The organism is Arthrobacter sp. JSM 101049 (assembly GCF_041679245.1).
Classification (GTDB): domain Bacteria; phylum Actinomycetota; class Actinomycetes; order Actinomycetales; family Micrococcaceae; genus Arthrobacter_H.
Window position 1 is genome coordinate 383,009 of sequence record NZ_JBGFFC010000002.1, and the last position, 12,679, is coordinate 395,687.

The window sequence follows — 12,679 nt, forward strand, 5'->3', positions numbered from 1 at the left end:
GGACGACCGGGACGCCGACCTTGGGAGGATCAGGCATTTGTCCGCATTGATGCAGCGGCTGCGCGGGATCTCCGACGCGCCGCAGCCGGATCCACTGGCCGCGCCCGCGGACGCCCGGGGATGGCTCGAACTGGCCTATGAACGCGCCTACTCGGAGGACCACGAGGGCGCTGCACGGGCCGCGGCCGCCGGACTGGACCTGCTGGGCCCCGAGTTCGGCCGCGAGATGGGCCACGGGCTGGGCACCGCCGGCGGCGGCCCCGATCCCGCGGCTGCCGACAACGCCCTGTCCCTGCTCGGCGTGCTGGCCTCGGTCCAGCAGCTGGACGGCAACGCCACCGGCGCCGACGCCGCGGCGGCCCGCCGCGTTGCGCTGCTGCGCTCGCTGGGCCGGCGCCACCAGGCCGATCTGGAGGAACACCTCGGCGGCCTGCTCTTCCGCGAGCCCCGCCCGGGCGAAACGGCCATCCTGCAGGCGGCACTGGCCACCCATGCGGCAGCCGGCGCCCCACCCGAGGTCCTGGCCGACGCCCGGCTTCCGCTGGCGGTAGTGCGCTTCGAGGAAGGCGACGAGACGGCCCTGGAGGACCTGCAACGCTGCGCCGACGACTACCGCGGCGGCGGCCGGACGGACAGCGAGGCCGGGGCACTGCTCTACCTGGCGCACGGCCACGCCAAGCACGGCCGGCAGGAACGCGCCCTGGAAACGGCGGACCGGTTGCTGTCCCTGGAGGTCAACCGGGCCATGCGCGCGGCGATCTGGATGGTCAAGGCCTCCTGCCACCACGAACTCGGCCATCCCCTGGAGGCCGAGGGCTGCGCCGTCGAGGCACTTGACCTGTACTCGGCCACCGGGGTGCGCCGCGGCGCCATCTCCGCCGCCGCCCTGGTCGCGAACTTCGCCTCGGCCGACCTGGACCAGGACGCTGCCATCACCGCCTGGCGCATCGCGGTGGAGCAGGCCGAACGCGGTGAATTCGAGGAGACCTGGGCGATCCGGCTGGCCCTGGGCAACCAGCTGCTGGAAGCCGAGGAGTACCTGCTGGCCGAAGAGGTCCTCGAGTCCCTCGCCGCGTTGCTCCAGGCCCGGGGACGGGACGACGACGCCGCCCGCACCTTGATGTCGCTGGGCCACTGCCTGCGCCACCAGGAGCGCGAGGACGATGCATTGCAGGCCTGGGAACAGGCGGCGGCGGCCTTCGAGGGCTCGGGGCTGGCCGGGGACGCCGCGCGGGCCCACCTCAGCGCCGGCACCCTGCTCTCCGATGCCGAGGACCCCGCGGCCTGCCTGCAGCACTTCGCCCGGGCCGTCGAGCTCGCCCGCGCCACGGAGGACGATCCCACGGTCCTGCCGGTGGCCCTGCATGCGTACGGCCATGCCCTGTCCGAGAGCGGCGATGTCGCCGGCCTGGAGGTCCTGGCCGAGGCCATCGCACTGGCCGACGAGGACGGCGCGGACTGGCACCAGGCCGATTTCCGGGATACCCGCGCCCGCTCGCTCTGGGCCTTGGGCTATGCCACCGAGGCCGTCGCCGCGGCGCTGGAGGCGGCCGACCTGTTCAAGGCCGCCGAGGACAGCGACGGGGCCGGCAACGCCGAGCTGTTCGCCGCCCACGTCCTGTCCCAGACCGACCGGGGCGACGAGGCGGCACGGATGTACCGGCTGATCGCCGCCGAGCACCGCGACAGCGTGGCCCACTTCTACGCCGCGCAACGCGGCCTGGCCGAGGTGCTCATCACCCTGGGCCTGCCGCTGCAGGCCAAGGAGGCCGCCGACCTGGCCAACCGGTCGTTGTTGGAGGCCCAGCAAACGGACCCGGAGGACGACGGCGGATCCGGTTTCCCCGATGCCGCTCCGACCGACGGCGCCCCGGAGGACGGGCACGACTCCCCCGGCAGCGCCGGCAGGGAATGACCGGCCTAAGGCAACCGGTGCCCGGCTACCCGGCCCGCTCGGCCAGCCGCCGGGCGGCCTCCAGCCGGGCGCGCGCCGCACCAGTCCAGCTCCGGGCCCCGGGCCGCCGCGCCCCGGCGACCAACGAGACGGCCACCGCCGCGGCCCGGGCGTGCAGGGCGCGTTCGTCGACGCTCCGGGAGAAGACGGCGGCCCAGGCATCGATGGTCGACCAGATCCCCTCGTAGCGCGGGCTGATCGCCGGCAGGACCGCAAGATGGCCCAGCAGGCAGGCCAGGTCATCCACCCGGTGCCCGGGACCGACCGAATCCAGGTCCAGCAGCCCCCCGACCGTCCCGGCACCCGCCGCGCCGCCTGCCGCACCGCCCGGCTCGGCCGACATCAGGATGTTGGCCTCGTAGAAGTCCCCGTGCACGGGCACCACCGGCCCCGGGTCCCGGGCGTCGATGAGCCCGCGCACCCGGTCCGTCAGGGCGGCAACCGCCCGGGACTCCTCGGGCAGGGCACTGGCCGCCGCATCGGCATAGCGGGCCAGCCGCTCCGACCAGGACGGCCGGCGCGGCAGCTCCACCACTGCCTCCGGCAGCCGGTCCAGCAACCCGGTCAGCGCCGCCGGATCCAGGTGCGCCCCGCCGTCGTTCCGCAAGGCGGTGGACAGCGGCTCGCCAGGCAGTGCCGCGGTGGCGACGACACCGTGCAGGACCGGCCCGAGCACCGGGGCCACCGGCAGCCCCGCCGCGGCCAGCAACCGGTGGCGCAGCTCCAGCGCCTCGGCCGGGTCCGGGCGCATCGCCTTCAGGAAGACGCTGCGGGTGGCCACGACGGGCCCCGGGGTGGAGAAGTCGGCGCGGAACACGGCCCGGCGCAGGGGCCGGTAGGTGATGGTCTGCAGGCGGGTCAGCCGATCGCCGCCACCCCAGAGGCGTTCGGCCGAAGCCGCGACGGCCGCGTGCGGCAGCCCGGGCAGGCGCGGATCGTGGGGATGCCACCAGGTGGCCACCTGCAGCGGGCGGCGGTCGTGCGTGCCGGTCCGGTCCGGGACCTCGAGCCGGTGGAGCCCCGGGTTCGCCCCGCCGGCGAGCACCTCGGTGGTCAGCCCGACGAAGCGTTCGGCGGCGCCGCGCCGCAGCGAGTAGACCACGCTGACGCCGGCCCCGGGCCGCAGCTGGAATTGGACCTGCCGGGCGGTGGCCGGCTCGTGCGGACCCAACCGCGATCCCCAGGCCCTCCGGATCAGCTCCGGGGCCCGATCAACCAGGGTCTCGGCCTGCTCGGCGTCACTCCAGCCGGGCTGCACGGGCATTCACCGGAAGGGGGCGGAGTCGCCGACGGCTCAGGCGCGGCGGCGCTGCAGGACGGCGTCGAGGTTGATGCCGCCGGTGGCCGGGGCCGGCCGGCGGGCCGGGGCCTCGGTGATCGGCGTCGCCTCCGGCGCGTGGCCGGCGCTCGCGTCGCGGTCGGCCAGGTGGGCGGACTGTTCGGCGATCCGGGTCTCCTGCAGGATGCTGGTGACCTTCTGGGGCTTCTTCTGTTCGGCGGCCGGCAGCGGTTCGGGCGCCGGGCGTTCTGCCTTCGCGGCCCCGACGTAGCTGGGCTTCGGCACGGCAACCGGGTCCCAGGTCCGCGGTGCCGGTGCCGCCGCGGGCGCGGTGCGGGCGTGGGGGGCAGCGGCCTCGTGCACGGCACGTTCCGGGGCGTCCTGCTCGCGGGCGTCGAAGACCGTGGTGGCGGTGTGCCGGACGACGGTCTCGGTCGGGGTGCTGGAGTGCATGGCCTCGTGGAAGACGGCGTCCATCCGGGCCAGGACCTTGCGGCGGCGGTCCCGCACGGCCAGGGCACGCAGTCCGACGAAGGACCCGGCCAGCACGAACGCGGCGACCAGCGGCACCAGGCCGGAGACCACGCCGAAGGGCGCCAGCACCCCGCCGACCACGAGCAGGACGACAGCCAGCACGCCGGCCAGTGCGACGCCGAGGCGGCCGTAGCGGATCCGGAACGGTGCCTGCTGGGGCGCGGCGGTCCTGGGCCGTGCGGGGGTTGCCATGGTGTTCCTCCGGGGGCGTGGGGTGTCGTTCGGTCGGGCGGTGCGGGGTGCCTCCACGGCGTCGGACGGCGTCGAGGCCAGCGCCAGGGCGGGCTCCGCGGGCTTCTGGCCGCGGCGGATGATGGAGGGGACGATGAAGGCGAGCAGCACGGCGATCATGGCCGCCAGGACCACTGAGCTCTCGACTTGGATGTCCACCCCCCCGACGTTACGTGGCCGCACCCACTACGGGCTGTATTGACGACGGTGTGTCCTACCGGAAGTAGCGTGTGGATTCCTCCGCTGACGTGCACCTCAGCGGGTGGCGTTGCCCGCGCGCCAACGCTGGAGCAGGCCTCCGGGCACCTCGTCGGCGGTCAACGCGAAGGACCGGTGGTCGCTCCATTCGCCGTTGATGTGCAGGAAGCGTTCGCGCACCCCCTCATCGCGGAAGCCGAGCTTGTCGACCACCCGCAGGCTGGCGGTGTTCTCGGGGCGGATGTTGATCTCCATCCGGTGCAGCCCCAGGTCGCGGAAGCAGTAGTCGGTCGCCAGCGCCACGGCATGCGGGGTGATCCCCCGGCCCGCATGGGCGCCGTCGATCCAGTAGCCCAGCGAGGCGGTCAGCGCCGAGCCCCAGAGCATGCCCGAGACGGTCAGCTGCCCGACCATGGCCGGCTCGCGCCGGTCGCTGCCGCGTAGCGCGATCACCCAGGGAAGGGTCAGCCCCGCGCGGGCCTGGCGGTTCAGCGAGGACACCATTTCGCGGTAGGTCGGCAGCGGTCCGCCGGGTGTGGGCGTGGAGGCCTCCCACGGCTGCAGCCAGTCGGCGTTGCGCCGTTTGAGCGCCATCCACGTGGCCTTGTCGCGGTACCGCAGCGGCCGCAGCAGCAGGTCGCCGCTTTCCAGAGTCACCGGCCACGACCCGGTCCCGAATTCCATGCCGTCAGTTTATCGGCAGCGCCGACGTTCTCCCCGCCGTGGCGTCGCCATCGGCGTGCGTGTTCGCGACAGCGGGCGCTCCGCCGCGTCGCGGTCCCCACGGGCCTGAGGCCCACCTGATGGCGCGGGCGCGCTGCTGGCATACGATCGAGGGGTGGAGACCATGTCAAAGGCGGCGGCCCGCACGCACTTCCGAACCCTGCGCCGACAGCTGGACCCGGCCCGACGACGGCGGGAAATGGACGCCATCACCGCTGCCCTGTTCGAGTGGCTGGGGCACGACGGCGGGGTTCGCGCCCTGACCTGTGTGATCTCCTATGGGGCAGAACCGCCCACGGACTGCCTGCTGGCAGAACTGCACCGGCGCGGGCACCGCGTGCTGGTGCCCATCTGCGAACCGGAACGGCGGCTGTCCTGGGCGGACTGGTATCCCGGCGTGCCGATGGCCCGGGCCACGGTGGCCCCGATCGACGAGCCGGTGGGCGAACGGCACCCGGTCTCGGTCATGGAGGAGGTGGACGTGGTGTTGGTCCCGGCCCAGGCCGTTGATGCTGCCGGTGGCCGGCTCGGCCAGGGGGGCGGCTACTACGACCGCTTCATCGCCTCTCTGCGCGCGATGGAGCGGCGGCCGGTGCTGCTGGCCATGGTGTTCGAGCACGAGCTGGTCCCGGTCGGCACGTTCGAGGTGGGGCCGCTGGACCAGCCGGTGGACGGGGTGGTCACGGCCGCGGGAATCAGCTGGACCACCGAGGCGTTGAAGCGATGAGGTAGAATTGGCACTCGGCGGTTGTGAGTGCCAAGACGACCTCGCGGGACCACCACGGTCCGCCGCCGAGACCAGTGCAACGAAGGATCACGATGCCCACTTACGCCTATGCCTGCAAGGATTGCGACCACGCCTTCGAAACGGTGCAGTCCTTCAGCGATGACTCGCTGACCGAATGCCCCGCCTGCCACGGGACGCTGCGCAAGAAGTTCAACAGCGTCGGCGTGGTGTTCAAGGGCTCGGGCTTCTACCGCACCGATTCACGCAACAGCTCCAACGCCACCGCCCCGGCCGCCCCGTCCACGGGGTCGTCGGCATCCACGGGTTCCTCGGACACGTCCTCCGGCAGCTCCGCTGGTGCCACACCGGCCGCGGGAAGCTCCAGCCAGAAGGTCGCCGCCGGCTCCTGACCGGCCCCCCACAGCTCGCGTCGCCGCGGCGTCGGGTGCCCCGGATCCACAGCCGCTCCGCCGGCGTGCCCGGCGGCACCGGTGCCATGGCCCACTGGTGGCATGAGATGGCACCGCCGATCCCCCCGGCCCACCGGCCGCACGCCCCGGTACAGACGCTCCTGGCGTGAGGTGATGGCGGTCTACCGCCGTCCCCTGGCCGCGGCGCTGGCCGCCTTGGCCGTGGCGGTGTCCCTTTCGGCGCTGGCCCCGGAGCATGCCGAAACCGTCCCCGTCGTCGTCGCGGCCCGCGACCTGCCCTCCGGCGCCGTGCTCGATACGGCCTCCCTCGACGTCGTCGAGCTGGCCAGCGCGGCCCTGCCTCCCGATGTCCTGGCCGACCCCGCCGAGGCGGCGGGCCGCCAGCTGGCCTTTCCCGCTACAGCGGGGTCCCCGCTGGGATCGGCGATGCTGGTGGGACCCGGGCTGCTGACCGGGACCGAGCCCGGGACCGTGGCGGTTCCCCTGCGGCCCAGCGATCCCGAGACCATTGGCCTGCTCGGTCCCGGCCAACTCGTCGACGTGGTGCTCAGCCAGGGCAACGGCTACGAACGCGCAGTGGATTCCACCACCATTGCCTCGCGTGTTCCCGTCCTCTGGGTGCCGAGCGGATCCGCCGGGACCTGGCTCGATGCCGGGGAGGAGTCCGGCATGGTCGTCGTCGCGGCCTCGCGGCGGGAGTCAGCTGCCCTGGCCGGCGCCGCGGCCCGTGGCCGGATCTTCCTGGTCCTCGTCGGGCCGTAGCGGTCCGATCAGCCCCAGTGCGGCGGACGCTGTTCGCGCAGCCATTGGTCGTGGTTCCCCTCGGAGTCCCCCCAGCGTCGCGGGTCGTCCTCGCCGGCCCGCGTGGGCAGCACCGGATCAGCGGCGTGCCGTCCCGCCGCTTCGGCGGCGCGGGATGCCGCGGTCTCCCCGTCGGTGGCCTTGCGCCGTCCGGATCGTCCCGGTTCCATGTCGCCCTCCTGTGCCGTCGCGGTGGCCTGTTCGTCCTCCAGGCCGAGGTAGCGGGCCATCTTGTCGGCAATGCTCGCCGGGTCGGAGAACACGTCGATGGTCCACAAGGGGATGTAGCGCCAGCCCAGGGCCTCAAGCAGCTGGGGCCGCAGCCGGCTGCGTTCGCGCACTGTCATCCGGCGGTAGGCGTCGGTGCCGTCGGAGACCACGGCCAGGGGCAGGTCCGTCCCCCGCGAGGTGTCGGCGATCTGCGCCGCCAGGTCCAGCGCCCCGCGATAGCGTTCCTTCACGGTGGCACCGGCCGCCTCCAGGCGCGACTTCAGGTCGGCCACCAGCGGGTCCTCCAGCGGGTGTCCGTCCCCGGCGACCCCGGATCCGCCCGAACGCACCCGGCCCACGAGCTCGATGAACTGCCGGGCGCCGCCGCTGACCCGGTCCAGGTCCAGGTCCTCCGGCGCCACGGCGCTGACCAGGTGCAGCAGGTCCCGCGAACGGGTCACACCGGTGACGAAGAGTTCGTCGCCGCGCTCGGAGGACAACGCGCCGAAGTCGTGAAGGCTCTTGCCGTGCGGTGTGCGCCCATAGCCCAGGGAGAAGATCACGGCGTCGCGGACCAGTCCGTGGGCGCGTTCAACCGAGGAGACCTGGAAGGGCTCGGCCCCGCCCTTGAAGAAGCCCTGGGCGCCCGGGTGGTTGGGCAGCTGCAGCGAGATGGCTTCGGCGATCCGCGCCGCATGGCGCTGGTTGGCGGCGATCACGGCCAGCGAGCGGCGCGGGCGGCGGCGGATGTGGTCGAAGACCAGGTCCACGACCCGGTTGACCTCGGCAACGGTGGTTTCCACCGCTTCGCCTCCGCCTCCGGGCATGCCGGTCCCGTCGGGCACGTAGTCCACGGACAGCGACGGCGTCCCCCCGCTCATCGCCCGGGCGGTTGGCAGCCGGTGCAGCGAGCCGGAGTAGTAGGCGTGGCCGAGGGCCTCGGTCAGCCCCTCGTCGACACCGCGGTAGACGGTCCGCAGGCGGCGCAGCGGCAGCACGGTGGACAGGGCCTCGAACGTGCTGGCCGGCTCCCGGGGCTCGCGGGCCGAGGCGGTGGGGTCGACGGAGACGTGGAAGCCGCGCGGCTTGCCCAGCATCGCGTCGCCGAAGGCGATGACCTGCCCGGAGCGGCTGATCGATCCGATGGCCGAGCGCAGGGACAGTGCATCGGCGTCGAGCAGGATCACGGCGTCGAATTCGACGTCCTCGGGCACGGCGGCGGGGATCAGCAACGGCGATCCCACCCACACGGGCACCAGGGCGTTGACCAGGCCGACGCCGAGGCCCGCCAGGTCCGCCACCGTCGGTTCGCCGTCCTTGAGCATCATCCGCAGCTCGCGGGAGGCTGCCCGATGGTCGGCCAGGGCCGCCTTCCAGCGCTGGGCCAGCTGCCAGCGCAGCCGGGAGGCGCCGGAGGCGATGTGCGTGTTGTCGGCGAGGCGGTATTCGGCCTCGAGCTTGCGCAGGCTGGCCCCGTCGGACATCGCCAGGTATTCGTCGCCGCTGATCATGGCCTCGAGGGCGGACTGCCACCAGGCCAGGTCCAGTTCGGCGGCCACCTCATCGGGTCCGACCTCGCGTGCCGCCAGGTCCTCGAGCAGGTCGCCCAGGCCCTGTTCGCGCAGCTGCTCCAGGACCAGGGTCCGTTCGGGCAGCACGTGCAGGGCCTCCTCGCTGTCCACGAGTGCCTGCAGCTTCGCGACCAGGTCCTCGACGGGCAGGTCCTGCAGCCCCTGGCCCTCATCGGGGGCCAGGGCCTGCACCAGGCGCTCGAGCCGGTCCCCGGCGTCGCGGTAGGCCTTGTCCAGTTCGATCAGCCCGGTGGGGACCTTGGGATGGCGTTGGCTGGTGGCGTACCGGTTCCACATCTCGCGCTGCCGCTGCACCTCGACGATGGAGGAATGCAGGTCGGAGATGTGCACGCCGGGGCGCACGTATTCCTTGGCGACGCGGCGCAGCCGGGAGCGGGTGATCGAGCTCATCTCGATGCCGCGTTCGCGCCGCCAGGAGCTGCTGGCGGTGGCGGAGATGAGGTCCTCGACGGAGCGGTCGAAGATGTCGGGTTCGAACTTGTCCAGGCTGCCGCGCACCGCGACGAGCAGGTCCAATTGGGCGCCCCATTCGGCGAAGGTGCTGCCCAGGGTGATCTCCGAATGCTCGGCGACCTTGAGCATCTGGCGGTGCAGCGTCGGCAGGTCGTCGGCGAGGCTGGTCGCGATGGCCAGGGCGTCGTCGGTTTCGCGGCGGTTGCGCAGCCGGGCCCCGTACCAGGGGCTCAGCGTCGTCGCACGGGTGAAGCTGCCGACCTCGGCGGCGCGGCGCAACCGCACGGCGGTTTCGCCGCGGTCGCTGATGCTGTCCAGGACCGAGCGCTTGAGCCGGACGGAGGTCGACGGGGCGGGGTCCATGGACGTCAGCCGGGCCAGCTCCTGCATGGCCTGGTACGGCGAGCACCCCCACCGCTCGCGCACGTTGTGCAGGGAGTTCACGTGGTCCAGCAGGGCGTGCCGGTGCTCGGTGAGCCGCTGGTGCAATTTGCCCAGCTGGGGTTCGGTGGTCCGTTCGTTGCGCAGGATGGCCTGGATCAGCTGGGCGCGCAGCTCCTCGGGTCCGACCTCGGGCGAGAGCCGCAGGGCCATGGAGGCCAGGTCCAGCTCGGCCAGTTTCTCGTTCAGGCTGCGGGCGGTGTCGCGGCGTTCGGCGACCACGAGCACGCGTTTGCCCTGGCCGGCGAGGATGGCCGCAGCGTTGACGGCCGTCTGGGTCTGCCCGGTGCCCGGAGGGCTGGAGACGACCACCGACTCGCCGGCCTCGACGAGGTCCAGGACCTCCTGCTGGCTGGCGTCGGCGTCCAGGACCAGCGATTCGTCGGCGGGGTTGCGCTCGTCGCTGCTCAGGACGGTGACCTGGGGTTCGGGGACCTCGACCGTCTTGCCCGCGTCGGCGGCGAGCAGTCGGGAAATGACCGGATGCGTGGTGTCGATCCGCGCCGGATCCGCCGGGTCGGCCAGGTCGGCGAAGGTGGAGACGAGCAGGCGGTGTTCGATGACCATTCCCGGCAGCGAGGAGACCTGTTCGCGCAGGCTGTCCATGGCGCGGCGAGGATCGAAGCGGGCGGTCATGTAGGCGGCGTGTTCCAGGGCCTCGACGTCGATGGACAGGCCCTGCTGGTCCTGGAGGTAGCGCACCAGGGCCGGGTTGACCTGGGCCCGTCCGGCCAGCTGGACCTCGTCGTCGTCCTGGCCCTCGCGCACGGTCAGCGAGATCCGGCCCAGCATGATGGGCGCGCTGAACTGCTCCGAGCGCCCGTCCTGGACGGCGCGCCAGGTGGCGACGCCGGAGGCGAGGTATCCGACGTCGATCCCGCGGTCCTCCGAGAGTTCGCGGATCTTCGCGCGCAGTGCGCGGGCGGTACGGCGGGCCAGGTGGTAGGCGTCGGCGTCGCGCAGCAGCATCGACAGGCGGGTGCGGCGCCCGGCCAGGAACTGCGCCAGGCCCGAGGGATGGGCGTGGGTGATGTCGATGCAGTTCGAGGTTGACCCGGCAAAGCGCAGCAGCGTGTCGGTCCCCGCCCCCGGACCGAGCTTCTCCAGCCAATCGGTCAACGCTGCCTCGCCCTGCTGCGTCCCTGTCACCGGAACACCACCTTCCTCACGATTGAACCCTGCGCCCCAACCCGCCCAGCACGGGGGTAACGGAAGCCGGCCAGTGCGCGGTCCACGGCGCACGCCACTACCTAAGGTACGCGACCGGGGGCCCCGGTTGCCTGACCGAAACACCACTCGTGCCCCCGCCAGACGGACGGAGGGAGGGGCGTGCCCCTCCCTCCGCCTCAGGCAGGCGCCGCGACGGGCCCGGTGCCTACTCCCATTCGATGGTTCCCGGGGGCTTGCTGGTCACGTCGAGGACCACCCGGTTGACCCCGTCGACCTCGTTGGTGATGCGGTTGGAGATCCGCGCCAGCAGGTCGTACGGCAGGCGGGACCAGTCGGCGGTCATCGCGTCCTCGGAGGAGACCGGGCGCAGCACGATCGGGTGCCCGTAGGTGCGGCCGTCGCCCTGCACGCCCACCGAGCGCACGTCGGCCAGCAGCACGACCGGCATCTGCCAGACCTCGGTGTCCAGCCCGGCGTTGGTCAGTTCGGCGCGGGCGATGGCGTCGGCCCGTCGCAGCAGCGCCAGGCGCTCCTCGTCGACCGAGCCGATGATGCGGATGCCCAGCCCGGGGCCGGGGAACGGCTGGCGCTGGACGATCTCGGCCGGGAGCCCCAGCTGGGCGCCCACGGCACGGACCTCGTCCTTGAAGAGGGTGCGCAGCGGTTCGATGAGCTCGAACTGCAGGTCCTCGGGAAGCCCGCCGACGTTGTGGTGGCTCTTGATGTTCGCCGCACCCTCGCCGCCGCCGGATTCGACGACATCGGGGTACAGGGTGCCCTGGACCAGGAAGCGCACGGGTTCGCCGGTGTCGGCGGCCTCGGCCATGATGGCGGCTTCGGCGGCCTCGAACGCGCGGATGAATTCGCGGCCGATGATCTTACGCTTGGTTTCCGGGTCGGTGACGTCCTTCAGCGCGTCCAGGAAGCGCTCGCGTTCGTCGGCGATGTGGAGCTTGGCGCCGGTGGCGGCGACGAAGTCGCGTTCGACCTGCTCGGCCTCGCCCTCGCGCAGCAGCCCGTGGTTGACGAAGACGCAGGTGAGCTGGTCGCCGATGGCTTCCTGGACCAGCGCCGCGGCAACGGCGGAGTCCACGCCGCCGGAGAGCCCGCAGATGGCGCGGCCGGTGCCGACCTGCTCGCGGATCTTCTCGACCTGCTCCTCGACGATGTTCCCGGTCGTCCAGGACGGCTGCAGGCCGGCGCCCTCGAAGAGGAAGTTCTCCAGCACGCGCTGGCCGTAGACCGAGTGCTTGACCTCGGGGTGCCACTGCACCCCGTACAGGCGCTTGGCTTCGTGGGCGAAGGCCGCGACGGGGGCACCGGCGGTGGAGGCCAGGACCTCGAAGCCCTCGGGTGCCTCCTGCACGGAGTCTCCGTGGCTCATCCACACGTTCTGCACGCCGGGCAGGCCGGCCAGGATCGAGGTCGGCTTCTCCAGCACTGCGGTGGCGTCGGTGGCGCCGTATTCGCGCATCCCGGTCTGGGCGACGGTGCCGCCCATCGCGTTGGCCATCGCCTGGAAGCCGTAGCAGATGCCCAGGACCGGCACGCCGGCCTCGAAGAGGTCGGGCCCGACGAACGGGGCGCCCTCGGCGTAGACGCTGGACGGGCCGCCGGAGAGGATGATGGCCGAAGGCTTCTTGGCCAGGATCTGCTCGGTGGTGAAGGTGTGCGGGACGATCTCCGAGTACACGTTGGCCTCGCGGACGCGCCGTGCAATCAGCTGCGCGTACTGGGCCCCGTAGTCGACGACCAGAACCGGCTGGTGCTCTGGGGTGGGTGCTGGGTTGGTCACGCGCTCCAGCTTAGTCGCCAGCAGCCGCCGCCCGCACCTTCAGCGCCGGTCCCCGCCAGGGGGGCGTGCCCGGCCGGCCGGTGGCCGTCCCGGGAAAAGGCAGGGGCACGACGGCGGTGGATCCCGCCGTCGTGCCCTGT

The 12,679-nt window shown here is 72.7% G+C and carries 9 protein-coding genes; 4 read left to right on the forward strand and 5 right to left on the reverse strand.

Annotated features, from left to right (window positions below; genetic code table 11):
- The first annotated feature begins 37 nt into the window (after positions 1–37).
- Positions 38–1,915, forward strand: a complete 1,878-nt coding sequence (locus AB8M85_RS06930; RefSeq protein WP_372698044.1) for a hypothetical protein — start codon at positions 38–40, stop codon at positions 1,913–1,915.
- 25 nt (positions 1,916–1,940) lie between these two features.
- Here AB8M85_RS06930 and AB8M85_RS06935 read toward each other — a convergent pair whose 3' ends face one another.
- The 3 genes from AB8M85_RS06935 to AB8M85_RS06945 all read right to left on the reverse strand — a co-directional run bounded on the left by AB8M85_RS06935 (position 1,941) and on the right by AB8M85_RS06945 (position 4,880).
- The gene (locus AB8M85_RS06935; RefSeq protein ID WP_372698045.1) at positions 1,941–3,218 is read right to left on the reverse strand and encodes a phosphotransferase; all 1,278 of its coding nucleotides are present in this window, start codon (positions 3,216–3,218) and stop codon (positions 1,941–1,943) included.
- A gap of 30 nt (positions 3,219–3,248) precedes the next feature.
- Positions 3,249–4,157 carry a hypothetical protein gene (locus tag AB8M85_RS06940; RefSeq protein WP_372698046.1) on the reverse strand — a complete coding sequence of 303 codons (909 nt, stop codon included), beginning with the start codon at positions 4,155–4,157 and terminating at the stop codon, positions 3,249–3,251.
- A gap of 96 nt (positions 4,158–4,253) precedes the next feature.
- Positions 4,254–4,880 (reverse strand): GNAT family N-acetyltransferase, encoded by a 627-nt coding sequence (locus AB8M85_RS06945; RefSeq protein ID WP_372698047.1) that lies wholly within the window; start codon positions 4,878–4,880, stop codon positions 4,254–4,256.
- 163 nt (positions 4,881–5,043) lie between these two features.
- Here AB8M85_RS06945 and AB8M85_RS06950 point away from each other — a divergent pair, with 163 nt between their 5' ends.
- From AB8M85_RS06950 to cpaB, 3 genes are all read left to right on the forward strand, one after another.
- Positions 5,044–5,646 (forward strand): 5-formyltetrahydrofolate cyclo-ligase, encoded by a 603-nt coding sequence (locus AB8M85_RS06950; protein WP_372698543.1) that lies wholly within the window; start codon positions 5,044–5,046, stop codon positions 5,644–5,646.
- Positions 5,647–5,738: 92 nt separating this feature from the next.
- Positions 5,739–6,056, forward strand: coding sequence for an FmdB family zinc ribbon protein (locus AB8M85_RS06955; protein WP_372698048.1), 318 nt, complete (start codon positions 5,739–5,741; stop codon positions 6,054–6,056).
- 174 nt (positions 6,057–6,230) lie between these two features.
- Positions 6,231–6,839 carry a Flp pilus assembly protein CpaB gene (gene cpaB / locus AB8M85_RS06960; protein WP_372698049.1) on the forward strand — a complete coding sequence of 203 codons (609 nt, stop codon included), beginning with the start codon at positions 6,231–6,233 and terminating at the stop codon, positions 6,837–6,839.
- A gap of 8 nt (positions 6,840–6,847) precedes the next feature.
- On the opposite strand, the gene AB8M85_RS06965 is transcribed toward cpaB, so the two are convergent.
- Positions 6,848–10,723, reverse strand: coding sequence for a DNA helicase (locus tag AB8M85_RS06965; RefSeq protein WP_372698050.1), 3,876 nt, complete (start codon positions 10,721–10,723; stop codon positions 6,848–6,850).
- A 226-nt stretch (positions 10,724–10,949) separates the two neighbouring features.
- A complete protein-coding gene (gene guaA, locus AB8M85_RS06970) occupies positions 10,950–12,539 on the reverse strand; it encodes a glutamine-hydrolyzing GMP synthase (protein WP_372698051.1) in 1,590 nt (529 codons plus the stop codon).
- Positions 12,540–12,679: the final 140 nt, after the last annotated feature.

What these genes read in the sequence shown, in the direction of transcription:
- AB8M85_RS06935 (WP_372698045.1), bottom strand. Translation starts at nt 3,218, where the DNA reads ATGCCCGTGCAGCCCGGCTGGAGTGACGCCGAGCAGGCCGAGACCCTG.
- AB8M85_RS06945 (WP_372698047.1), bottom strand. Translation starts at nt 4,880, where the DNA reads ATGGAATTCGGGACCGGGTCGTGGCCGGTGACTCTGGAAAGCGGCGAC.
- AB8M85_RS06950 (WP_372698543.1), top strand. Translation starts at nt 5,044, where the DNA reads ATGTCAAAGGCGGCGGCCCGCACGCACTTCCGAACCCTGCGCCGACAG.
- AB8M85_RS06955 (WP_372698048.1), top strand. Translation starts at nt 5,739, where the DNA reads ATGCCCACTTACGCCTATGCCTGCAAGGATTGCGACCACGCCTTCGAA.
- cpaB (WP_372698049.1), top strand. Translation starts at nt 6,231, where the DNA reads ATGGCGGTCTACCGCCGTCCCCTGGCCGCGGCGCTGGCCGCCTTGGCC.